The 21,565-nt window shown below is 67.6% G+C and carries 20 protein-coding genes and 1 pseudogene; 7 read left to right on the top strand and 14 right to left on the bottom strand.

Features of this window, described 5'->3' with window-relative positions:
• Positions 1–68: 68 nt before the first annotated feature.
• The 8 genes from aauR to ada all read right to left on the bottom strand — a co-directional run bounded on the left by aauR (position 69) and on the right by ada (position 8,665).
• Positions 69–1,394, bottom strand: a complete 1,326-nt coding sequence (gene aauR / locus PKB_RS23940) for a two-component response regulator AauR (RefSeq protein ID WP_043255130.1) — start codon at positions 1,392–1,394, stop codon at positions 69–71.
• Positions 1,391–3,277 carry a sensor histidine kinase gene (locus tag PKB_RS23935; RefSeq protein WP_043255128.1) on the bottom strand — a complete coding sequence of 629 codons (1,887 nt, stop codon included), beginning with the start codon at positions 3,275–3,277 and terminating at the stop codon, positions 1,391–1,393. The genes aauR and PKB_RS23935 overlap by 4 nt, the downstream gene beginning before the upstream one ends.
• A 115-nt stretch (positions 3,278–3,392) precedes the next feature.
• On the bottom strand, positions 3,393–4,127 hold the full coding sequence (locus PKB_RS23930; protein WP_043255127.1) for an amino acid ABC transporter ATP-binding protein: 735 nt from the start codon (positions 4,125–4,127) through the stop codon (positions 3,393–3,395).
• On the bottom strand, positions 4,124–4,792 hold the full coding sequence (locus tag PKB_RS23925; RefSeq protein WP_197539238.1) for an amino acid ABC transporter permease: 669 nt from the start codon (positions 4,790–4,792) through the stop codon (positions 4,124–4,126). The genes PKB_RS23930 and PKB_RS23925 overlap by 4 nt, the downstream gene beginning before the upstream one ends.
• A complete protein-coding gene (locus tag PKB_RS23920) occupies positions 4,789–5,535 on the bottom strand; it encodes an amino acid ABC transporter permease (RefSeq protein ID WP_043255124.1) in 747 nt (248 codons plus the stop codon). Before PKB_RS23920 ends, PKB_RS23925 begins: the two co-directional genes overlap by 4 nt.
• A gap of 178 nt (positions 5,536–5,713) precedes the next feature.
• Positions 5,714–6,622, bottom strand: coding sequence for a glutamate/aspartate ABC transporter substrate-binding protein (locus PKB_RS23915; RefSeq protein ID WP_043255123.1), 909 nt, complete (start codon positions 6,620–6,622; stop codon positions 5,714–5,716).
• Between the two features lie 276 nt (positions 6,623–6,898).
• Positions 6,899–7,537, bottom strand: a complete 639-nt coding sequence (locus tag PKB_RS23910; protein WP_043255121.1) for a phosphatase PAP2 family protein — start codon at positions 7,535–7,537, stop codon at positions 6,899–6,901.
• An 81-nt stretch (positions 7,538–7,618) separates the two neighbouring features.
• Complete coding sequence (ada, locus tag PKB_RS23905) at positions 7,619–8,665, bottom strand: bifunctional DNA-binding transcriptional regulator/O6-methylguanine-DNA methyltransferase Ada (RefSeq protein WP_043255120.1); 1,047 nt, start codon at positions 8,663–8,665, stop codon at positions 7,619–7,621.
• A gap of 156 nt (positions 8,666–8,821) precedes the next feature.
• Here ada and PKB_RS23900 point away from each other — a divergent pair, with 156 nt between their 5' ends.
• From PKB_RS23900 to PKB_RS23880, 5 genes and pseudogenes are all read left to right on the top strand, one after another.
• The gene (locus tag PKB_RS23900) at positions 8,822–11,137 is read left to right on the top strand and encodes an ATP-binding protein (RefSeq protein WP_242411193.1); all 2,316 of its coding nucleotides are present in this window, start codon (positions 8,822–8,824) and stop codon (positions 11,135–11,137) included.
• 20 nt (positions 11,138–11,157) lie between these two features.
• Positions 11,158–12,339 (top strand): response regulator, encoded by a 1,182-nt coding sequence (locus tag PKB_RS23895; protein ID WP_043255116.1) that lies wholly within the window; start codon positions 11,158–11,160, stop codon positions 12,337–12,339.
• Positions 12,340–12,425: 86 nt separating this feature from the next.
• The gene (locus tag PKB_RS23890) at positions 12,426–13,316 is read left to right on the top strand and encodes a PA4780 family RIO1-like protein kinase (RefSeq protein ID WP_043255115.1); all 891 of its coding nucleotides are present in this window, start codon (positions 12,426–12,428) and stop codon (positions 13,314–13,316) included.
• Positions 13,316–13,882, top strand: a pseudogene (locus PKB_RS23885) (nucleotidyltransferase family protein). The gene PKB_RS23890 and the pseudogene PKB_RS23885 overlap by 1 nt, the downstream one beginning before the upstream one ends.
• An 88-nt stretch (positions 13,883–13,970) precedes the next feature.
• On the top strand, positions 13,971–14,858 hold the full coding sequence (locus tag PKB_RS23880; RefSeq protein WP_043255113.1) for an EamA family transporter: 888 nt from the start codon (positions 13,971–13,973) through the stop codon (positions 14,856–14,858).
• Between the two features lie 106 nt (positions 14,859–14,964).
• On the opposite strand, the gene PKB_RS23875 is transcribed toward PKB_RS23880, so the two are convergent.
• The 5 genes from PKB_RS23875 to PKB_RS23855 all read right to left on the bottom strand — a co-directional run bounded on the left by PKB_RS23875 (position 14,965) and on the right by PKB_RS23855 (position 19,108).
• Complete coding sequence (locus tag PKB_RS23875) at positions 14,965–15,291, bottom strand: type II toxin-antitoxin system HicB family antitoxin (protein ID WP_043255112.1); 327 nt, start codon at positions 15,289–15,291, stop codon at positions 14,965–14,967.
• Entirely contained in the window at positions 15,288–15,542 is a 255-nt protein-coding gene (locus PKB_RS23870; protein ID WP_043255111.1) for a type II toxin-antitoxin system HicA family toxin, read from the bottom strand. The genes PKB_RS23875 and PKB_RS23870 overlap by 4 nt, the downstream gene beginning before the upstream one ends.
• A gap of 227 nt (positions 15,543–15,769) precedes the next feature.
• A complete protein-coding gene (gene cueR, locus PKB_RS23865; RefSeq protein WP_043255109.1) occupies positions 15,770–16,171 on the bottom strand; it encodes a Cu(I)-responsive transcriptional regulator in 402 nt (133 codons plus the stop codon).
• Entirely contained in the window at positions 16,168–18,594 is a 2,427-nt protein-coding gene (locus tag PKB_RS23860) for a heavy metal translocating P-type ATPase (protein WP_043255107.1), read from the bottom strand. The genes cueR and PKB_RS23860 overlap by 4 nt, the downstream gene beginning before the upstream one ends.
• 106 nt (positions 18,595–18,700) lie before the next feature.
• The gene (locus tag PKB_RS23855) at positions 18,701–19,108 is read right to left on the bottom strand and encodes a hypothetical protein (RefSeq protein WP_043255106.1); all 408 of its coding nucleotides are present in this window, start codon (positions 19,106–19,108) and stop codon (positions 18,701–18,703) included.
• A gap of 142 nt (positions 19,109–19,250) precedes the next feature.
• On the opposite strand from PKB_RS23855, the gene PKB_RS23850 reads away from it, so the two are divergent.
• Positions 19,251–19,448: a heavy-metal-associated domain-containing protein gene (locus PKB_RS23850; protein ID WP_043255104.1), complete on the top strand. Its 198-nt coding sequence runs from the start codon at positions 19,251–19,253 to the stop codon at positions 19,446–19,448.
• Here the strand turns inward: PKB_RS23850 and PKB_RS23845 are convergent.
• Positions 19,427–20,065 (bottom strand): TetR family transcriptional regulator, encoded by a 639-nt coding sequence (locus PKB_RS23845; RefSeq protein WP_043255102.1) that lies wholly within the window; start codon positions 20,063–20,065, stop codon positions 19,427–19,429. The genes PKB_RS23850 and PKB_RS23845 overlap by 22 nt on opposite strands.
• 315 nt (positions 20,066–20,380) lie before the next feature.
• Between PKB_RS23845 and PKB_RS23840 the strand changes: the two genes are divergently transcribed.
• Entirely contained in the window at positions 20,381–21,556 is a 1,176-nt protein-coding gene (locus PKB_RS23840; RefSeq protein ID WP_043255101.1) for an efflux RND transporter periplasmic adaptor subunit, read from the top strand.
• The last annotated feature ends 9 nt before the right edge of the window (positions 21,557–21,565 follow it).

The following is a 21,565-nucleotide window of genomic DNA, read 5'->3' as shown; positions in this document are numbered from 1 at the left end:
AAAAGGGTGAATAGTGTCCCGGAGGTCAGGAGGTAGCGCAATGCGCGGCTGTTCGCGAGCAAGGGGCGTTACGCCAACCCGTACTTCTTCACCTTGTCGAACAACGTGGTCTTGGCCATGCCCAGGGCGCCGGCGGCCTGGCTGAGGTTGCCGGCGTGGCGTTCCAGGGCGCTCTGCAGCAGGCTGCGCTCGAAGGCTTCCACCGCCTCGGCGAAGCGCGGTTCGCTGGCGTCCGGACCCTGGCCGCCGCTGAGCGCCGACAGGCCGAGGGCGAAGCGTTCGGCGACGTTGCGCAGCTCGCGCACGTTGCCCGGCCAGTCGTGGGCCATGAGGCTGGCGGCGGTGGCATTGTCGATGGCCGGCGCCGGTCGGTCGAAGCGCAGCGAGGACTGCTGCAGGAAGTGCTCGAAGAGCATCAGGATGTCCTCGCGGCGTTCGCGCAGCGGCGGCAGCTGCAGGCTGACCACGTTGAGGCGGTAGTAGAGGTCGCTGCGGAAGCTGCCGTCGCGGCCCATGGCGGCGAGGTCCGACTTGGTCGCTGCGATCACCCGGCAATCCACCGAGATCAGCTGGTTCGAACCCAGGCGTTCCAGCTGGTGCTCCTGCAGCACGCGCAGCAGCTTGATCTGCAGGTTCAGCGGCATGCTCTCGATCTCGTCGAGGAACAGGCTGCCGCCGTCCGCGTGCTCGATCTTGCCGATGCGCCGCTTGCCGGCGCCGGTGAAGGCGTGGGCCTCGTGGCCGAAGATCTCGCTGTCGATCAGGCTTTCCGGCAGGCCGCCGCAGTTGAGCGCGACGAAGGCCTTGGCCTGGCGCCGGCTGTAGTCGTGCAGGCAGCGGGCGACCAGCTCCTTGCCGGTACCGGTCTCGCCTTCGATGAGCACGTTGGCCGAGGTGTCGGCGATGTTGGCGATCAGTTCGCGCAGTGCCTGCATTGCCGGCGAGCGGCCGATCAGCCGGCTCTCCAGGGCCTGGCGTCCGGCCAACTGGCGGCGCAGCTGGCCGACCTCGCGGGACAGGGCGCGCTGGGCGAGGGCGCGGCGGACTACCTCGACCAGGCGTTCCGGAGCGAAGGGCTTTTCCATGAAGTCGTAGGCACCGTCGCGCATGGCCTGCACCGCCATGGCGATATCGCCGTGGCCAGTGATCAGCACCACCGGCAGTTGGGCGTCGCGTTCGCGCAGGCGGGCGAGCAGTTGCAGGCCGTCCATGCCGGGCAGGCGGATATCGCTGACGACAATGCCGGGGAAGTCCGCGCCGACCTTCTGCAGCGCTTCCTCGGCGCTGCCCACGCCGATGCTCGGGATGTCTTCCAGGGCCAGCGCCTGCTGGCAGCCGAGCAGGACGTGCGGATCGTCCTCGACGACCAGTACGCTCAGGGGTTCGTCGTTCATGCGCTGGACTCCTCGGGGCGAACCATCGGCAGGCTCAGTTCGAAGGCGGTGCCGCCGCCTTCCGGATGGGCCGCGACCAGGCTGCCGCCGGCGGCGGTGGCGAGGCTGGCGGAAAGGGTCAGGCCCAGGCCCAGGCCGTGCTCGCCGGGCTTGGTGGTGAAGAAGGGTTCGAACAGGTGCTGGCGCGCGTGCGGCGGAATGCCCGGGCCGTTGTCGCGCACGCTCAGCTGGTAGAAGGTGCCTTCGATGCGGCCGACCAGCCAGAGCTGACGGTCGTCCTGGGCGCTCATGGCGTCGACGGCATTGGCTATCAGGTTGACCAGGATCTGCTCCAGGCGGGTCTGGTCGATGCCCAGGCAGGCGTCCTCGAATTCGCGGTGCAGGGTCAGCGGACAGGCTTTCAGGCGCACCTGCAGGACCAGCAGGGCGGCGTCCACCGCCTTGTCCAGGCGCGCCTGGCCGTGGTCGTCGGCGCGCCGGGCGAAGGCGCGCAGGCTGCCGGTGATGCGGCCCATGCGGTCGACCATTTCGTTGATCGCCTCGAGGTTGCTGCTGGCGGTGTCCAGGGCGCCGCGCTGGAGGAAGCGCACGGTGTTGCCGGAGAGGGTGCGCAGCGCCGCCAGCGGCTGGTTGAGCTCGTGGGCGATGCTGGTGGACATCTGCCCGATCACCGCCAGCTTGCCGGCTTGCACCAGCCGGTCCTGGGCCTTGCGCAGGGTCTCCTCGGCCTGGCGGCGCTCGCGGATCTGTTCACGCAGGTGCTGGTTGCTGGCGCGCAGGTCGCCGGTGCGCTCGGCGATGCGCCGTTCCAGTTCGTCGTTGGCCTGCTGCAAAGCTTCGCGCGCCGCCAGGCGGGTGGCGAGAACCTTGCGCCGTTCGTTCCAGGCGATCAGCAGGAAGGCCAGCAGGGCGAAGCCGACGGCGGCCAGCACGCCGTGGATCATGGCTTCGCGGCGCACGTCGCGCAGTGGGCTGAGCAGGGTGAAGTGCCAGGGCGTGTCGCCCAGGCGGCGGCTCTGCGCAAGGTACAGGCGCTCAGCGTGTTCGACGCCCTTGGCGTCCTTGTCGCGGAAGCCGATCTCCTCGACGCCGTCGCCCAGGGCCTTGCGCGAGCTGGGCTGCCATTCGTTGAGCGCCCACCAGTAGTACTGCAGGCTGCGCGCCAGGCGTTCCTTGTCGTCGGCGCTCAGCGGGCGCACCGCCTTCAGGCGCAGCTGCGGGTTGCTGGAAAGGATGATGATGCCGTTCTCGTCGCTGACGAAGGCCTGCAGCTGGGCCTTTTCCCAGCGCTCCTCGAGGGCTTCCATCTTCACCTTGACCACCGCCACGCCGATGATGCGCCCGCCGTGCACCAGGCCGTGGGCCAGGTAGTAGCCGGGCTCGCCGGTGGTGCTGCCGATGCCGTAGAAGCGCCCCGGCTGGCCGGTGACGGCCTGCTGGAAATAGGCGCGGAACGACAGGTCCTCGCCCAGGTAGCTGTCGGCGTCCTGCCAGTTGCTGGTGGCCAGCACCCGGCCGCTGGTGTCGAGCAGGTAGATGGCGCGGCTGCCGGCGCGGCGGTTGAGGCCTTCGAGGTAGGCGTTGACCAGGTCGCGACGGTACGGCGTGGGCTCCAGCAGCAGGCGGCTGACGTTGCCTTCCAGCTCCAGCAGGCTGGGCAGGTAGGTGTAGCGGCTGATCTCGCGCTCCACGCCGCTGGCGTGCAGTTCGAGCTGGCGCTCGCCGCTGTCGATGAGCGCGCGGGTGCCGGCGCCGCTGCTGACCAGGTAGCCGCCATAGCCGAAGCCGAGCATCAGCAGGAGCAGGGGAATCGGCAGCAGCAGGTTGCGAATCAGGCTCGGCTTCACGATCTGCAGGGACACGGCGGGGAGCGGGGCGGGCATTGCAGCACAGTCGTCGGGGGTGGGCCAGCCCGTCGCCGGGGTAGGCGACGGAGGGAGGGAGCGCCGAAGTGCTCTCTGTAGGAGCGAGCAAGCTCGCTCCTACGAAAAGCACAGGTCAGTGGCTGAGGATCTTGGCGAGGAACTGCCTGGCACGCTCGGAGCGGCCGTCGAGGTTGCCGAAGAACTCCTCCTTGGCGCAGTCCTCCACGACCTGCCCGCGGTCCATGAAGATCACCCGGTCGGCGACTTTGCGGGCGAAGCCCATCTCGTGGGTCACGCACATCATGGTCATGCCTTCCTGGGCCAGCTGGACCATGACGTCGAGCACCTCGTTGACCATCTCCGGGTCGAGCGCCGAGGTCGGTTCGTCGAACAGCATCACGATCGGGTCCATGGCCAGCGCGCGGGCGATGGCCACGCGCTGCTGCTGGCCGCCGGAGAGCTGGCCGGGGTGCTTGTGCGCGTGGGCCTTGAGGCCGACGCGGTCGAGCAGCGCCAGGCCCTTCTCGGTGGCCTCTTCCTTGCCGCGGCCGAGCACCTTCGTCTGGGCGATGGTCAGGTTCTCGGTGATGCTCAGGTGCGGAAACAGCTCGAAGTGCTGGAACACCATGCCGACCCGCGAGCGCAGCTTGGGCAGGTTGGTCTTCGGATCGGCGATGGACGCGCCGTCGACCACGATGTCGCCTTTCTGGAACGGCTCCAGGGCGTTGACGCACTTGATCAGGGTCGACTTGCCCGAGCCGGACGGCCCGCAGACCACCACCACTTCACCCTTGGCGACCGAGGTGTTGCAGTCGGTGAGGACCTGGAAATCGCCGTACCACTTGTTGACGTTCTGGATGGAGATCATAGGGCGAACCTTTTCTGCAGGCGCTTGACCGCGAGCGAGGCGGAGAAGCTGACGAGGAAGTAGACGAGACCGGCGAAGATCAGGAACTCGTGGGGCTGGCCGGTGATGTCGCCGCGCGAGCGCGCCGCGTTGAGGAAGTCCATCAGGCCGACGGTGTAGACCAGCGAGGTGTCCTGGAACAGGATGATGCTCTGCTGCAGCAGCAGCGGGGTCATCTTGCGGAAGGCCTGCGGCAGGATGATCAGGCGCATGCACTGGCCGTAGGTCATGCCCAGGGCCTGGGCCGCGCCCATCTGGCCTTTGGGAATGGACTGGATTCCGGCGCGGACGATCTCGCAGAAGTACGCCGCCTCGAACATCACGAAGGCCACCAGGCAGCTGGCGAAGGCCCCCACCGGGGTGTCGCTGCCGGTGATCCAGCGCAGGATGAAGGGCACTGCCAAGTAAAACCAGGTGATCACCAGCAGCAGCGGGATGGAGCGGAAGTAGCTGACATAGAGGCCGGCGATCTTGCTCAGCAGCGGGCTGTGCGACAGCCGCATGAGTGCCAGTAGGGTGCCCAGCACCACGCCGCCGAGCACGCCCAGGGCGGTCAGTTGCAGGGTCAGCAGCAGGCCGTCCTGCAGGCCCGGCAGCGCCGGGAGGATCGAACTGAAGTCCATCACTTGCCTCCCACGGCGATCAGCCCGGGCAGCGCGACCTTGCGCTCCACCTGGCGCATGAACAGCATCAGGCTCATGTTCAGGGTGAAGTAGATCAGCGTGGCCAGGGTGAAGGCCTCGAACAGGTTGGCGCTGAATTCGGCGGTCTGCTTGGTCTGCGCCAGCAGCTCCATGAGGCCGATCAGCGAAGCGACCGAAGAGTTCTTGAAGATGTTGAGGAACTCCGAGGTCAGCGGCGGGATGACGATGCGCAGCGCCTGGGGCAGCAGCACGTAGCGATAAACCTGCGGCAGGCGGAAGCCAAGCGCGCGGCCGGCGGCCACCTGGCCCTTGGGCAGCGCCTGGATGCCGGTGCGCACCTGCTCGCAGACGCGCGCCGCGGTGAACAGGCCCAGGCACACGACCACGCTGATGTAGGCCGAGGTTTCCGGCGCGAGGCCGAGCTTGAACCAGTCCTGCAGCGGTTGCGGCAGCAGGTCGGGGACCAGGAAGTACCAGAGGAACAGCTGCACCAGCAGCGGCACGTTGCGGAACAGCTCGACGTAGGCGGTGGCGAAACCGGACAGCCAGCGGTTGGGCACGGTGCGCAGCACGCCGAGCACGGAGCCCAGCAGCAGCGCCACCAGCCAGGCGGCGAGGGCGACGGCGATGGTCCAGCCCAGGCCGGTGACGTACCAGTCCAGGTAGACCTCGTCGCCGATGCCGGTGGACTTGAGGAACACGCCCCAGTCCCAGGTGTAATTCATGTTGGGTTCCCCCGGTGATGCGTGGGTTCGAGGCCGGAACGCGGCGCGCAGGCGCCCGCGTCCGTGGGTAACGGACGTGTCCGGCTTCGGTCAGGAATGAAGAGAGGAAGTCAGGAGCGCCGGCGGCGCTCCCGCTCCCCATCCGCCCGCGCCTCGTGAGCGTGGGCGGAGGCCACCGTCAGAGCTGCTCGGCAGACTTGTCGGTGGGATTGGCGACCAGCTTCTTGAGCGTGTCGCTCATCGGGAAGTTGAGGTTCAGGCCCTTCGGCGGTACCGGCTGGGTGAACCACTTGTCGTAGATGCCATTGATCTCGCCGGAGGCGAAGGCATCGGCGATGGCCTTGTCGACCACCTTCTTGAAGCCCTCGTCGCCCTTGCGAACCATGCAGCCGTAGATCTCGTAGGACTGCGGCTTGCCGACCACGACCCAGTCGGCCGGGTTCTTGGCCTTGGCCATTTCGCCGTAGAGCAGCGCGTCGTCCATCATGAAGGCCACCGCGCGGCCGGATTCGAGCATCAGGAAGGACTCGCCGTGGTCCTTGGCCGAGATGATGTTCATGCCCATCTTCTGCTCGGCGTTCATCGCCTTGAGCAGACGCTCGGAAGTGGTGCCGGCGGTGGTCACCACGTTCTTGCCCTTGAGGTCGGCGAAGTCGGCGATGCCGCTGGTCTTCTTGGTCAGCAGGCGGGTGCCGACCTCGAAGATGCCGACGGAGAAGTCGACCTGCTTCTGGCGCTCGAGGTTGTTGGTGGTGGAGCCGCACTCGATGTCCACGGTGCCGTTCTGCACCAGCGGGATGCGGGTCTGCGAGGTCACCAGGTTGTAGCGCACCTTGAGGTCCGGCATGCCCAGTTCCTGCTTGACCGCGTCGACCACCTTCATCTGCAGGTCATGGGAGTAGCCCACCGGCTGGTTCGGGCTGTCGGCGAAGTAGGAGAAGGGGATGGAGGCGTCGCGGTGGCCGAGCACGATGGTGCCGGACTCCTTGATCTTCTTCAGGGTGCCGGTGAGTTCCGCGGAAAGGGCCGGAGTGGCGAACAGGGCGGCGACGATGGCCGCGCCCAGCACACGGGGTGCGATACGCATGGTGTTGCTTCCTCGACTTTTTGTGGTTGTTGTCGATCCTGCGGCAGGCGTACCCGGCGCTCGGCCATCCTGGCGCCTGGCGGGCAATCGCAGCTGCCGCATGCTCACGTCTTCCTTAGAGCAGGGAGCGTGCCATGCCGTCGAAGAGCACTTAATGTTGCGTAAGATATTGAAATTTAATAATTAAATTTCATGGAGTGCGTGCTGCGGAGAGGGGTTGCGTTCGGCTTCCCGAATAATGGGAATTGCGTCGTTCGGTTTTCCGAACGACGAGCCTCAGGCGGCGGGCGCCTTGCGCTGCGCTTCGATCGCGGGCGCCCACTGGCCGCGCTTGTAGGGTTTGTCGCGATTGGCCATGTAGCTGGCGATGCGTTCCAGCATCTGGTGGGTCGGCGCGCGTACGCCGGTGACGCCCTGCAGCGAGCCGAACAGCAGGACGACGACCAGCAGCAGCGGCGACAGCGACGGCAGGCGGCGCAGGGTCAGGCCGAGGAAGACCGCGCTGGCGCAGAGGCCGACGCTGAGCCCGGCATAGACCTCCGCCGGCGAGTGCACGTTGATTTCCAGGCGCGAGACGCCCACCAGCACAGCCAGCACGGCCCCCGCGGCGGCGGCCGCCAGGCGCCACGCCGGGCGCCCGCGTACCAGCAGGCTGCAGAGCACCGGCAGCACGCTGGCGGCCATCATGCTGTGCCCGGATATCCCGGTGAAATTCCATGCCGGGATGCCGATGCCCCAGCCCATGAAGGCCAGCTTGGAGGCGACGGTGACAGCGGCGACCAGGCCGAACGGCAGCAGCCAGCAGTGGGCGCTGCGGTAGTCCCGGCGGTACAGCAGCCAGGCATAGATGAGCAGGGCGCAGGGCAGGAGGAGCGAGCTGTCGCCGAAGCGGGTGATCAGGGGCCAGACATTCATGTGCGGTGGGGCGGCAATCCTTCGAGCGCGCACCTTAGCACAGCGACCGCTCTGCCATCGGCCTTGCCGATGGTTGGGGGCTCAGGATGCTCCGGCCTCGTCCTCGCGGCGCAGCAGTTCCAGCTTGCGCGACAGGCCCCAGCGATAGCCGCCGCTGGCGCCCTGGGCGCCGACCACGCGGTGGCAGGGCACCAGCAGCCCGACCGGATTGCTCGCGCAGGCGCGGGCGATGGCGCGCGGATGGGTGCCCAACTGCTCGGCCAGCTCGCCGTAGCGCCGCGTCTCGCCGCTGGGAATCTGCGTGAGTGCGCGCCAGACGCGCAGTTGGAAGGCGCTGCCGTGCAGGTCCAGCGGCAGGCTGGCGGCGCGTTCCGGTTGCTCCAGTTGCAGCAGGACTTCCCCGAGCCAGGCGCCGAGCCCCAGGTCGTCATGCAGCAGTTCGGCGGCGGCGAAGCGCTCGCGCAGCTCCGTTTCCAGCTGCTGCGCATCGTCGCCGAAGAGCAGCGCGCAGACCCCGTGTGGCGTCGCAGCGAGCAGCACCTGGCCGAGCGGGCAGGGCGCGATGGCGTAGCGCAGTTGCTCGCCGGCCCCTTTCTGCCGGCGCCGCGCAGGGCTCAACGCGGCGGGTGCTTCATAGAGTGCACGGGTGCCGGAGTAACCCGCTTCCAGCGCCGCATCCAGCACCGAGCGGGCCTGCGGCAGTGCGGCGGCCAGGCGTTGCTGGCGACGGGCTTCGGCCCAGGCGCGCGGGGTCAGCCCGGTGCGCTCTTTGAAGGCGCGCGCCAGGTGCGAGGCGGACAGGCCGATGCGCGCGGCCAGCTCGTCCATGGTCGGCGGCCGTTCGGCCTGCTCCAGCAGCGCGCAGGCGGCGGCGACCAGGGCGTCGAGGCGCTGCGCCGGGCTGTCGCCGTCGGGCGTGCAGCGTTTGCACGGGCGGAAGCCGGCGGCCTCGGCAGCCGCCGGGTCGGTGTGGAAACGCACGTTGTCCCGCGTCGGGCGCCGGGCCGGGCAACTGGGGCGGCAGTAGATGCCGGTGGAGCGGACGGAGAACACGAAGCGCTCGTCGAAGCCGGCGTCGCGCTCGCACACGGCTTGCCAGAAACGTTCGCTGTCGATTGCCGGTTGCATGCTGTACTCCGCGAGTTCTGTGGGGTTCGAGGGAAATTCTCGGCCTGTGCGGCGCACTGGGCAATCCGCAATCGCTTTTCAAACTGCCGGCTACGCTTGCAGGAAGTCCGTCGAGAGCCCGCCATGCCCTGCCGCCGACTCCTTGCCGCGTGCCTGATGTCGCTCGCCCTGCTGTGCTCCCTGGCGCATGCCTCCCTGGTGGCGCTCAGTGCCGACGAACGTGCCTGGCTGGATGCGCACCAGACCCTGCGGGTGGGGCTCTATGGGGGCGGTTGGCCGCCGTTCGAGATGCTCGACAACGAAGGACACTTCGAGGGCTTGAGCGCCGACTATCTGAACCAGGTGGCGCAACGCCTCGGGCTGCGCCTGCAACCGGTGCTGCTGGACGACTGGCAAGCGGTGCTGGAAGCCGCGCGCAAAGGCGAGATCGACCTGCTGCCGACAGTGGCGCGCACCGAGGAGCGCGAGCGCTTCCTCGCCTTCACCCGGCCCTACCTGAGCACCAGCAGCCTGATCTTCGCCCGCCGCGACAGCAACGTGCGGGTGCTGGACGACCTCTCCGGCAAGCGCGTCGCGGTGGAGCGCGATTTCGCCGTGCACGACCTGCTGCGCGCGGCAGTGCCCGGTGTGTCCTTCGTCTTCACCGACGACAGCGCCGCCGCGCTCAAGGCCGTGTCGGCCGGGCAGGCTGATGCCTACATCGGCAACCTGATCAGCACCACCTACCTGCTCAGCCAGCTCAACCTGAGCAACCTCGAGGTGCGCGGCGACAGCGGCCTGGACAACAGCCAGGTGCGTTTCGCGGTGCGCAAGGAACTGCAACCCCTGGTGCCGCTGATCGACCGCGCCTTGAGCAGCATCGACGACGACGAGCGCCAGCGCATCCATGACAAGTGGCTGCCGTCGAGCAACCCGTTCGACTGGCAACAGCTGCTGCAGGCGGCCTGGCCTTATGTGGCCGGCTTCTTCGCCTTGCTGACCTTCGTCCTGATCTGGAACCGCCGGCTGCAGATCCAGGTCGCCGAGCGCGCCCGCGCCGAGGCCGAGGAGCACCGCCAGCGCAAGACGCTGATGGCGCTGATCGACTCGATCCCCGACCCGATCTGGTTCAAGGACATCCAGGGCCGCTACCTGGGGGTCAACCAGGCGTTCGCCGAGTGCCTGGGGCTGCGCGCCGAAGACGTGGTCGGCCGCAGCGACGAGCAGCTGTTCAGCGATCAGTCCCGTGCCGGCCGCCGCGATCGCGATCGCCAGGCGCTGTCGGCGCGCGAGCCGTTCGCCAGCGAGGGCTGGGTGGTCTATCCGGACGGCCGGCGGGTGCTCTTCGATACCCTGCGCAGCGCCTTCCACGACGACCACGGCGAGCTGCTCGGGCTGGTCGGCGTGAGCCGCGACATCACCGCGCGCAAGGCCACCGAGGACGCACTGGGCCAGGCCCGCGACCTCGCCGAGCAGGCGGCGCGGCTGAAGAGCGAGTTCCTCGCCAACATGAGCCACGAGATCCGCACGCCGCTGAACATCATCATCGGCCTCTCGCACCTGCTCGAAGCGACCGCGCTGGACCCGCAGCAGCGCGACTACCTGGGCAAGATCCAGGGCTCCGGGCAGTACCTGCTGGAGCTCATCAGCGACATCCTCGACCTGTCGAAAGTGGAGGCCGGCCGCCTGGAGTTCGAGCGCATCGAGTTCGATTTCGAGCGCCTGCTCGGCGAGCTGGTCGACCTGTTCGCCATTCGCGCTGCCGGCAAGGGCCTGACCCTGCACTGCGAGCTCGACCCGAAGCTGCCGGCGCGGCTGATCGGCGACCCGCTACGCCTGCGGCAAATCCTGATGAACTACGGCAATAACGCGCTCAAGTTCACCGAGCGCGGCGAACTTGGCCTGGACGTACGCGTGGACATGGAGGCCGGCGACGAGGTGTGGATCTACTTCGGCGTCAGCGACACCGGTATTGGCCTCGAGCCGGCGCAGCAGGAGCGGCTGTTCGAGTCGTTCAGCCAGGCGGACAACTCCATCACCCGGCGCTACGGCGGTTCCGGCCTGGGCCTGGCGATCTGCAAGCGCCTGGCCGAGGCCATGGGCGGGGAGGTCGGGGTGAGCAGCGAGGCGGGCAAGGGCAGCCTGTTCTGGTGCCGCCTGCCGCTGGGCCGGGTGGACGACGCGCCGCGCCTGGACCCGCAGCAGGTCCAGCGCGAGCGGCCGGTCGCGCCGCCACCGCTGGCGGTCGAAGCGAGTGTTCCGGCGGCACCTGTGGACGATCAGGAGGTCGAACAGGTGGTCCGTCGCCTGGCGCACCTGCTGGCGGCCGACGATCCGCGCGCCGGAAGGTTGCTCGGCGAACGGGCAAGCCTGCTGCGCAGCGTCTTCAATGAGGGATACGACAGCCTGGCGGCGAGTGTTCGCCGCTTCGAATTCGAACGGGCACTGGAAAACCTGCTGATGCTGGCGCGGGAACGCCACATCCGCATCTGAGAGCGCAACGAGGTAGGAGCATGGACAGCATGTTGGATAGGCCGGAACAGGAAGTGATCCTGGTCGTGGACGACCAGCCGGACAATTTGATGCTGATGAGCGAACTGCTCATGGGCCATTACCAGGTCCGCGTCGCCGCCTCCGGCGCCAAGGCGCTGCGGGTGGCGCAGAGCAGCCCGGCGCCGGACCTGGTGCTGCTCGACATCATGATGCCGGAGATGGACGGCTACGAAGTGTGCCGCCGGCTCAAGGCCGACCCGCGGACCCGCGACATCCCGGTGATCTTCCTCACGGGCGTGGTCAGCAGCGCGGACGAGCAGCGTGGCCTCGACCTGGGCGCGGTGGACTACATCACCAAGCCGATCAGCCCGCCGGTGACCCTGGCGCGCATCCGCGCGCACCTGAAGCTGAAGGCCAATGCCGACTTCCTTCGCGACAAGAGCGAGTTCCTCGAACTCGAGGTGCGCCGGCGTACCCGCGAACTGCAGGCGGTGCAGGGTGCCACCCTGGAAGCCATGGCCACGCTCTGCGACCTGCGCGACAACCCGCACAGCCGCCATCTGCTACGCATCGAGCAGTACATGCGGTTGCTCGCCGATTCGCTGGCGCGCCGCGACGGCGAGGCCAGCGAGCTGGACCTGGAACAGATCGAACTGCTGGCGCGCTCGGCGCAACTGCACGACATCGGCAAGGTAGTCGTCCCCGACCGCGTGCTGCTCAACCCGGGGCAGCTCAGCCCGGAGGACATGGCGCTGATGCAGAGCCATACCACTGCCGGGCGCGATGCCCTGGAGGCCGCCGAAAGCCGGCTGGGCATGTCGGCCGAGTTCCTGCGCTTCGCCAAGGAGATCACCTACAGCCACCACGAGCGCTGGGACGGCAGCGGTTATCCCCAGGGCCTGCTGGGCGAGCAGATCCCCCTGTCGGCGCGCCTGCTGGCGCTGATCGACTGCTACGACGAGCTGCCCAGCCGGCATCCGTACCAGGCGCCGCTGAGTCCGGAGGAGGCGCAGCAACGCATAATCGCCGCCAGCGGCAGCCACCTCGATCCGCAAGTGGTCGAGGCTTTCGTCGACGTTGCCGACGGTTTCGCCGCCATCGCCCTGCGCTACGCCGACGACGACCAGGCGCTGGGCAACGAGCTGCAGCGCATGGCCGATGCGCTGGGCGAGTCCATCGACATGACCTCCACACCCAACTAGAAAATGCACGGGCTGGGCGGCGCCCCGCGGATGCCGTATAACGGGCCGCCGCTCCCGGCCGTACCGAGGAACCACGACGGAATTCGATGAAGACCCCAAAACGCTTGCTGCCGTTGATCGAGGACGGCCTGATCGACGAAGTGCTGCGGCCGCTGATGAGCGGCAAGGAAGCGGCGGTTTACGTAGTGCGCTGCGGCGACGAGCTGCGCTGCGCCAAGGTCTACAAGGAGGCGAACAAGCGCAGCTTCCGCCAGGCCGCCGAGTACCAGGAGGGCCGCAAGGTGCGCAACAGCCGGCAGGCGCGCGCCATGGCCAAGGGCTCCAAGTACGGCCGCAAGGAGCAGGAGGACGCCTGGCAGAACGCCGAGGTCGCCGCGCTGTTCCGCCTGGCCAACGCCGGGGTGCGCGTGCCCAAGCCGTACGACTTCCTCGACGGCGTGCTGCTGATGGAAATGATCGCCGATGAAGACGGCGACGCCGCGCCGCGCCTCAACGACGTGGAAATGGAGGCGGACGTTGCACGGGAATTCCACGCCTTCCTGATCCGCCAGATCGCCATGATGCTCTGCGCAGGCCTGGTGCACGGCGACCTGTCCGAGTTCAACGTGCTGGTCGGCCCGGACGGCCCGGTGATCATCGACCTGCCGCAGGCGGTGGATGCCGCCGGCAACAACCATGCCTTCCGCATGCTCGAACGGGACGTGGGCAACATGGCCGCGTACTTCGGGCGATTCGCTCCGGAGCTGAAGTTCACCCACTACGCCAAGGAAATGTGGGCGCTCTACGAGGCCGGCGAACTGCAGCCGGACTCGGAGCTGACCGGGCATTTCGACGATCCGGAAGACGAGGCCGATGTCGATTCGGTTCTGCGCGAGATCGCCGAAGCGCTGCGCGAGCAGGAGCGCCGCGAAGCCGGCCGGGTCGCCCAGGACGCCGCGCCGAGCGACGAGCCGCCGCCACCGCCGTGGCTGCAGTGATGACCGCTCCGCCGCGCAACGCGGCGGAGATCATCGACCTGCTGGCCCGCGACCCCGAACGCATGCACCTGCTGCGCACCGTGCTTGAGCATGGGCCAGCGGGCGCATGGATTGGCGCAGGCTTCGTCCGCAACGCGGTGTGGGATGCCCTGCATGGCTACGCGACCGCGACGCCCTTGGCAGACGTCGATGTGCTGTATTTCGATCCACAGCAGCTGGATGCGGCGCCTGACCTGGCCTGGGAAGAGCGACTGACCCGGGTCTGCCCGCACGTGCCCTGGTCGGTGCGCAACCAGGCGCGCATGCATCTGCGTAACGGCGATGCCGCCTACGCCGACGTTGCCGCTGCGCTTTGCCACTGGCCGGAAGTCTGCACGGCGGTCGCGGTGCGCTTGTCCGGCGAGCAACTGGAGTTGTTGGCGCCGCTGGGCGTCTAGGATCTGCTGCAACTGCGCGTGCGGCCCACCGGGCATTTCCTTGGCAAGCTGGAGCTCTACCGGCAACGCGTGCGCGAGAAGGACTGGCTACGGCGCTGGCCGCTGCTGCGCATCGAGTCCGCCAGCTAGTCTGTATCCCCGATTTCCACGGCAACTGTGTGCAGACGCTCCAGCGCGACCTTGCTAGCGTGGACAGCCCCCCTCCAGAGCCGCCGCCATGCCCTTGCCGCATATCCTTCTCGCCCTGCTGGTCACGCTGATCTGGGGCGTCAACTTCGTCATCATCAAGGTCGGCCTGCACGACTTCCCGCCGCTGCTGTTCTGCGCCCTGCGCTTCGCCCTGGCGGCGCTGCCGCTGATCTTCCTGCGCGGGCCGCTGCCGGCGCCGTTCTGGCGCATCGTGCAGATCGGCGTGCTGCTGGGCGTGGTCAAGTTCGGCCTGCTGTTCGTCGGCATGCACCTGGGCATGCCCGCCGGCCTGTCGTCGCTGGTGCTGCAGAGCCAGGTGTTCTTCACGGTGCTGATCGCCGCGGTGTTCCTCGGCGAACGCCCTTCGCCGCGTGCGCTGTTTGGCTTGCTGCTGGCTGCCGCCGGCTTGTTGCTGATCGGCCTGGAGCGCCCGTTGGGGGATAGCCTGCTGGCCTTCGGCCTGGTGATCGCGGCAGCGCTGGCCTGGGCTTTCTCCAACATCGCCACCAAGCGTTCCGGCGCGAACGACATGCTCCGCCTGATCAGCTGGGTAAGCCTGATTCCGCCGCTGCCGCTGCTGGTCCTGTCGTGGATCTTCGAAGGCCCGCAAGCGATGGCCGCCGCCGTGCGCGGCATCAGTTGGGAAGGCGTGGGCGCGCTGCTCTACATCGCCTTCCTGGCCACCACCGTGGGCTTCGGCCTGTGGAGCTTCCTGCTGCGCCGCTACCCGGCCAGCCAGGTGACTCCCTTCGCCCTGGCGGTGCCGGTATCCGGTCTGCTGTCCGGCTGGCTGATGCTCGGCGAGCAGCTCACCGCCCAGGACTGGCTGGCCTGCGTACTGGTCTTCCTCGGCCTGGCGGTAACCGTGCTGCCGGCGTCGCTGTGGCAGCGCCGTAGCGCTGTGGCGCCTTCGTAGGAGTGGACCTTGTCCGCGAAATCGCGGGCATGGACCGCTCCTACAGGGGACTGCGGCGCGGGTTCTTCGCGGATGAGATCCGCTCCTACGGGGCGGGGCTCTGCGTTCAGAGCGCCTCGCTGAGGCGCTCCACCACCCACTGGTTGATGCTCTTATTGCTCAGCTCGGCCTTCAGGGCTACGCGTGCGTGGAGGGCGGGATCCAGGCGCAGGCTGAGTTTTCCTGAGTAGGGCTTCTGCGGTTCACGACCGAGTCGAGCGCAGGTCTCCAGGTAGTCGTCGACCGCTTCCTGGAACAGTTGGCGCAGCTCGCCTACCGACTCGCCATGGAAACCGATCACGTCGTGGATGCCGGCGATGCGGCCAACGAACAGTTCATCGTCGTCGCTGTATTCGATGTGGGCGACGTAGCCTTTGTATTTCATCGGGCTCATGGTGCGTATCCCGCTCGTTCGAGGAAAGTCCGCGCATCGCGAACCTGATAGGGTTTGGCTTCCTTGCCCGGATGTGGCCGGTGGAAGCTGGCGATGACGCCGTTCAGCTCGAAGCGCACGCGCGAACCGTTGCCCTCGATCTTGCGCGCGCCCAGGTACAGCAGCAGTGCCTCGATCCGGAACCATTCCAGGTGGTTGGGCGTTGGCGTCGCGTACAACAGCTCCCAGGTGGAGCGTTGGCGGCTGTTCATCCATTCTGGCCTCATTGTGGTATCAAATAATGATACCGTCCAGGCCTTTAGGTCAGCGCCGTCTTACTTCCGCTATGCCTGTGCGATTTGGTGCATGGCTCTTGTAGGAGTGGACCTTGTCCGCGAAATCGCGGGCATGGCCCGCTCCTACAAGGGACTGCGGCGCGGATTCTTCGCGGATGAGATCCGCTCCTACCGGGTGGCGGTTTGGCCTGTACGAGCGAAGCTCAGTGACAGCAATTGCCCGACTCCAGGTCCTTGAGGATCGGGCAGTCCGGGCGGTGGTCGCCGTGGCAGTGGTCGCTCAGGTCTTGGAGGGTGTCGCGCAGGCTGGAGAGCTCGGCGATCTTGCGGTTGAGTTCGTCGATGTGGCGGGTGGCGAGGGCCTTGACGTCGGCGCTGGCGCGCTTGCGGTCCTGCCACAGCGCTAGCAACTGGCCGACTTCTTCCAGCGAGAAGCCGAAGTCCCGCGAGCGGCGGATGAAGGCCAGGCGGTGCAGGTCCTGCTCGCTGTAGTGGCGGTAGCCGCTGGCGCTGCGGCCGGCCGGTTGCAGCAGGCCGATGGATTCGTAGTAGCGGATCATCTTCGCCGACAGGCCGCTCTTCTTCGCGGCTTCACCGATGTTCATCGCGAGCTCCGGGTTTCGTTGTCGCTGGTTTGCAGGTCCGGCTTCCAGCGCTTGAGCAGCAGGGCGTTGCTCACCACGCTGACGCTGGACAGGGCCATGGCGGCGCCAGCGACCATCGGGTTGAGCAGGCCGAGGGCGGCCAGGGGCACACCGATCAGGTTGTAGACGAAGGCCCAGAAGAGGTTCTGGCGGATCTTCGCGTAGGTGCGCCGGGCGATGTCCAGCGCTGCCGGGACCAGGCGCGGGTCGCCGCGCATCAGGGTAATGCCGGCCGCGTGCATGGCCACGTCGGTACCGCCGCCCATGGCGATGCCGACATCTGCTGCGGCCAGCGCCGGGGCGTCGTTGATGCCGTCGCCGACCATGGCCACCAGCGCGCCGCCCTGTTTCATCTGCGCGACCACCGCGGCCTTGTCCGCCGGCAGCACTTCGGCATGCACTTCGTCCAGGCCCAGGGCCTCGGCGACCAGTCGCGCGCTGCCGCGGTTGTCGCCGGTGATCAGGCAGTTGGCGATACCGCGTTCGCGCAGCGCGTGGATGGCTTCGGCGGCGCCGGGTTTGAGGCTGTCGCCGAAGGCGAACAGGGCGATCAGCCGCGCTTGCGGTTGCAGTTCGATCAGCCAGGAAAGGGTGCGGCCGTGGCTTTCCCATTCGCTCGCTTTTACCTGCAGATCACCGGCGGCCAGCCCCTGTTCGTCGAGCAGGCGGCGGTTACCCAGGGCCAGCAGGCGCTCGCCGACTCGCCCTTGAATGCCGCGCCCGGCCAGTGCCTGGCTTTCGCTCGCGGCGTGGGCGTGCAGGCCGCGTTCGACGCAGGCGCCGAGCACCGCCTTGGCCAGTGGGTGTTCGCTGCCGCGTTGCAAGGCACCGGCCAGCGCCAGGGCTTCGTCGGCTTCGCCTTCGGCGACCGCGAAGTCCACCAGGCCGGGCTTGCCGGCAGTCAGGGTGCCAGTCTTGTCGAAGGCCACCGCGCTGACCGCGTGGGCGACTTCCAGGGCTTCGGCGTCCTTGATCAGGATGCCGTGGCGCGCGGCGACGCCGGTGCCGGCCATGATCGCCGTCGGCGTGGCCAGGCCGAGCGCGCAGGGGCAGGCGATGACCAGCACGGCGACGGCGTTGATCAACGCCGTTTCCAGGCCCGCGCCGGCCAGCAGCCAGCCGAGCAGGGTGAGCAGGGCGATGCCGACCACCACCGGGACGAAGACGTTGCTGACCTTGTCCACCAGCTTCTGGATCGGCGCCTTGGCCGCCTGGGCGTCTTCCACCAGGCGGATGATGCGCGCCAGCACGGTCTCGCCGCCCAGTGCGGTAGCGCGGATGGTCAGCAGCGCTTCGCCGTTGATCGCGCCGCCGGTGACCTTGTCGCCGGGGCCCTTGGCCACCGGCAGGCTTTCCCCGGTGATCAGCGCCTCGTCGGCATGGCTGCGGCCATCGAGGACGAGCCCGTCCGCCGGGAAACGCTCGCCGGGGCGCACGAGCAGTTCATCGCCCAGGCGCAGCTCGGCGATGGCCACGTCTTCCTCGTGGCCGTCGCGGATGCGTGTGGCGCGTTCGGGGCGCAGGGCTTCCAGGGCGCGAATGGCCGAGGCGGTCTGGCGCTTGGCGCGGCTTTCCAGGTACTTGCCGAGCAGGATCAGGGCGATCAGCACGGCGCTCGCCTCGAAGTACAGGTGCGGCATGCTGCCGGGCGGCGCGCTCAGCCAGAGGTACAGGCTTAAGCCGTAGCCGGCGCTGGTGCCCAGGGCGACCAGCAGGTCCATGTTGCCGCTGCGCGCGCGCAGCGCTTTCCAGGCCGAGACATAGAAGCGCGCGCCTATGACGAACTGCACCGGCGTGGCCAAGGCGAACTGCACCCAGGCCGGCAGCATCCAGTGCATTCCGGCCCATTCGGCGAACATCGGTAGCGCCAGCGGGAGGGCCAGCGCGAGAGCGATTATCAGCAGGATGCGCTCGCGGGCCAGGCGGGCCAGCGCCGCGTCTTGCGCCGGCTTCTCAGCTTCGAGCAGGCGTGCGTGGTAGCCGGCCTTGTCCACGGCGGCGATGAGGATGGCGGGGTCGACTGCGCCGAGCAGGTCCAGGTGCGCGCGTTCGCTGGCGAGGTTGACGCTCGCGTCGCGCACGCCGGGGACCTTCTTCAGCGCGCGTTCGACGCGGCCGACGCAACTGGCGCAGGTCATTCCCTCGATGCCCAGTTCCAGCGTGTGGCTGGGCACCTGGTAGCCGGCCTTTTCCACGGCTTCGACCAGTTCCGGCAGCTGTCCGGCGTCGTTCAGGCTCACTCGCGCCTGCTCGCTGGCCAGGTTGACGCTGGCGCCGAGCACGCCGGGGACCTTCTGCAGCGCACGCTCGACGCGGCCGGCGCAGGAGGCGCAGGTCATGCCGTGTACCGGCAGGTCGAGCTCGATGGGGGCGGGGCTGTTCACGGGGCTTCTCCTGATTTCCGGCGACCGCGCGGTAGGCGCGCAGTCGTCTGGATCCGACGATGCCCCGAGGATGAACCTTGCCACAAGGGCAAGGTCAAGCGTCGTTTCAGGGCGTGTTGACCGGGGTCAGGAAAAGCCCGCCTTCGCGGTAGCCGATGCGGTAGTTGCGGATTTCCCCGGCGCGCAGTCGCAGGCTCTGGTTCTGCAGTTGCTGCATGCCCTGGCGGCAGGCGCCGGTGCTGGAGGTGGCCAGGCGGATCGGGACTTCGCCGGGGGCGAGATTCAGCGACACGCTGCCTTCGGGTTGCAGGCGCGCCAGCAGTTCGCCGCGCACATAGAGGTCGACATCGCAGGCGCTGCCGCTCTGCAGGCCCATGCGGGTGACGTTGAGAATCGCGTAGCCGGCGGGCGGCGGGTCCTGTTGCGGCCAGGCCTGCACCGTTGGCGGGTCGGCGGCCAGGGCCAAGGCGGGCCAGAGCAGGCAGGGCAGGGCGCGGAGCAGTAGCCGGCGCATCGGAGGACTCCCAGGTGAAGGCGACAGCGCTGAGCTTGGCCGAGGCGGTCGCTGGCGGCAAGCGGAGCGCAAGGGCTTGACCTTGCCACGGTGGCAAGGTCGACACTGCGCCACGAATTCATCGATCCCCAAGGAGTTCGACATGCATGTGTTCAATGTGAAAGGCATGTCCTGCGGCCACTGCGTACGCGCCGTGACCCAGGCGATCCAGGCTCGCGATGCGGCCGCCCAGGTCCAGGTGGACCTGGCGGACGGCGAAGTGCGGGTGGACAGCCGGCTACCCGAAGAGGCGCTGCTGGAGGCGATCCGCGAGGAAGGTTACGAAGCCGCGCCGGCCTGAGCCCAATCGCGGATCAGCCCGCGGAACAGCGGCTCGAAGAGCTGTTCGGTGTCCTGCAACGGATCGAACAGCTCCGGGTCGCGCAGCCAGTCGTTGATCAGGCCGTAGATCATGCCGTGCACCGAGCGCGCGGCGATACGCGGGGTGATGCCGGGCATCAGGCGCTGCTGGTTGGCCTGGCGGGCGAACAGTTGCTCGCAGAGGTCGATGAACTGGCGGATCACGGCGTTGTGGCGCAGCACCGCATCGCGCAGCTCTTCGGTGAACTCGCAGCGCTGCATGAGGATGGTCAGGATGCGCCGGCGCTGCTCGTTGCTGGCCAGGTTGCGGACCACCTCGATGCACAGCTCGAACAGCGACTGCAGGGCATCCACGCCGTTGCAGCCGGACAGCCGGGCAATCAGCTGTTCGGGCGGCAGGCGCACCTGGTTGATCATTTCGTGGAACAGATGCGACTTGTTCTCGAAGTGCCAGTAGACCGCTCCCCTCGTCACACCGGCATTACGCGCAATTTCTTCGAGACTGGTATTGGAAACCCCATTTTCCAGGAACAGCGCTTCGGCCGAATCCAGGATGGTCTGGCGGGTCTTCTCCGAGTCTTCTTTAGTTCTTCTCATAGTGTCGGTGACCGCTCTTTTGGCTGGCCTTGCATTTGGTCCGCCAGTCTACTGAATTTTCGTGAAATAACCGTCACTTGCCCTGCCGTGGCTACGCCAAGCCCTCAGCATATTTCGAGTCGTTCGTGCTGTGGGAGATTTCCGAATCTTCTTTAGGCCTCTTCGTGGCGGCAATTGCTATACAGGCTAGTCTCATCTGAAGTCCGCCCCCGTTGCTGAACTGTTCAGCGTGACCCGTCAACCACTGAAAGCGGGCGGGGCTCGAGATGTCTGTCTACCTATTCGAATAGAAATTGCCTTCCATGGAGAGGTTCTATGCCGTTTGCCCTTCGTCCGTCATCGTTGATGGCCTGCTGCGTCCTGTTTGCGGCGCAGCTTCCCCTGCCTGGGCTGGCAGCCGAAGAGAAGGCGGCCCCTCCTGCGCCGCCGGTCACGGTCGAAATCGCCAAGAGCGGCCCGATGCCACTGAACCTCGAATACTCCGGGCGTGCCGCCGGCTACCGGGAGGTGCAAGTTCGCGCCCAGGTCAGCGGCATCCTGCAGAAGCGCACCTATGAGGAAGGCCGGCCGGTCAAGCAGGGCCAGGTGATGTTCCAGATCGACCCGCGTCCCTACCAGGCGGCGCTGGGCCAGGCCAAGGGCGCGCTGGCCCAGGCGCAGGCGCGGTACCGGCAGACCGACCGCGACCTCAAGCGTATCCGCGAGCTGCAGGTCAAGGGCTTCGCCAGCGCCATGGAACTGGACCGCTACATTTCCAACTTCGAACAGGCCAAGGCCGACGTCGAGGCCTCCAAGGCAAACGTGCAGGCCAAGCAGATCGACCTCGACTACACCACGGTGAAGGCGCCGATCTCCGGCATGGCCAGCAAGCAGACGGTCTCCGAGGGCAGCCTGGTGGCCTCCAACGATCCGAACTCCAGCCTGCTCACGGAGCTGACTCAGCTCGACCCCATCTACATCAACTTCGCCTACACCGACACCGAGGCGGCCCGGCTGCGCGACGGTGTGGAGAGCGGGCGAATGACCCTGCCGGAGAAGGGCAAGCTGAAGGCTGAGCTGTTCTTCGGCGACGGCACGCGCTACCCGATCGATGGCGTGGTCGACTTCACCGACAGCTTCGTCAACACCGGCACCGGCACCATCAATGCCCGGGCGACGGTGGACAACCCGGAAAGCCGCCTGATTCCCGGCCAGTTCGTGCGTGTGGTGGTCTCGGGCATCATGCGCAAGTCGGTGGTGACCGTGCCTGAGCGCGCGTTGTCCCAGAGCCCCGCGGGTACCTTCGTCTACGTAGTCGACGACAAGGGCATCGCACACATGCGCCCAGTGAACGTCGCGCAGATGGTCAACGGCCGCTGGGTGCTCGATTCGGGCGTCAATGCCGGCGAACGGGTGATCGTCGACGGGCTGTCCAAGGTGCGCCCGGATCAGCCGGTCAAGGCACAGGAAGCTTCCGCCGAGGCTGCGCAACCAGCCCAGGCCAAACAATAAGGAGCGCCC

This window comes from Pseudomonas knackmussii B13 (assembly GCF_000689415.1).
Classification (GTDB): Bacteria; Pseudomonadota; Gammaproteobacteria; order Pseudomonadales; family Pseudomonadaceae; genus Pseudomonas; species Pseudomonas knackmussii.
This window is presented reverse-complemented; position numbering and strand designations above follow the sequence as displayed.

Coding starts and splice junctions, on each gene's coding strand:
- aauR (WP_043255130.1), bottom strand. CDS start 1,394: ATGAACGACGAACCCCTGAGCGTACTGGTCGTCGAGGACGATCCGCAC.
- PKB_RS23935 (WP_043255128.1), bottom strand. CDS start 3,277: ATGCCCGCCCCGCTCCCCGCCGTGTCCCTGCAGATCGTGAAGCCGAGC.
- PKB_RS23930 (WP_043255127.1), bottom strand. CDS start 4,127: ATGATCTCCATCCAGAACGTCAACAAGTGGTACGGCGATTTCCAGGTC.
- PKB_RS23920 (WP_043255124.1), bottom strand. CDS start 5,535: ATGAATTACACCTGGGACTGGGGCGTGTTCCTCAAGTCCACCGGCATC.
- PKB_RS23915 (WP_043255123.1), bottom strand. CDS start 6,622: ATGCGTATCGCACCCCGTGTGCTGGGCGCGGCCATCGTCGCCGCCCTG.
- PKB_RS23910 (WP_043255121.1), bottom strand. CDS start 7,537: ATGAATGTCTGGCCCCTGATCACCCGCTTCGGCGACAGCTCGCTCCTC.
- ada (WP_043255120.1), bottom strand. CDS start 8,665: ATGCAACCGGCAATCGACAGCGAACGTTTCTGGCAAGCCGTGTGCGAG.
- PKB_RS23900 (WP_242411193.1), top strand. CDS start 8,822: ATGTCGCTCGCCCTGCTGTGCTCCCTGGCGCATGCCTCCCTGGTGGCG.
- PKB_RS23895 (WP_043255116.1), top strand. CDS start 11,158: ATGGACAGCATGTTGGATAGGCCGGAACAGGAAGTGATCCTGGTCGTG.
- PKB_RS23890 (WP_043255115.1), top strand. CDS start 12,426: ATGAAGACCCCAAAACGCTTGCTGCCGTTGATCGAGGACGGCCTGATC.
- PKB_RS23880 (WP_043255113.1), top strand. CDS start 13,971: ATGCCCTTGCCGCATATCCTTCTCGCCCTGCTGGTCACGCTGATCTGG.
- PKB_RS23875 (WP_043255112.1), bottom strand. CDS start 15,291: ATGAGCCCGATGAAATACAAAGGCTACGTCGCCCACATCGAATACAGC.
- PKB_RS23870 (WP_043255111.1), bottom strand. CDS start 15,542: ATGAACAGCCGCCAACGCTCCACCTGGGAGCTGTTGTACGCGACGCCA.
- cueR (WP_043255109.1), bottom strand. CDS start 16,171: ATGAACATCGGTGAAGCCGCGAAGAAGAGCGGCCTGTCGGCGAAGATG.
- PKB_RS23855 (WP_043255106.1), bottom strand. CDS start 19,108: ATGCGCCGGCTACTGCTCCGCGCCCTGCCCTGCCTGCTCTGGCCCGCC.
- PKB_RS23850 (WP_043255104.1), top strand. CDS start 19,251: ATGCATGTGTTCAATGTGAAAGGCATGTCCTGCGGCCACTGCGTACGC.
- PKB_RS23845 (WP_043255102.1), bottom strand. CDS start 20,065: ATGAGAAGAACTAAAGAAGACTCGGAGAAGACCCGCCAGACCATCCTG.
- PKB_RS23840 (WP_043255101.1), top strand. CDS start 20,381: ATGCCGTTTGCCCTTCGTCCGTCATCGTTGATGGCCTGCTGCGTCCTG.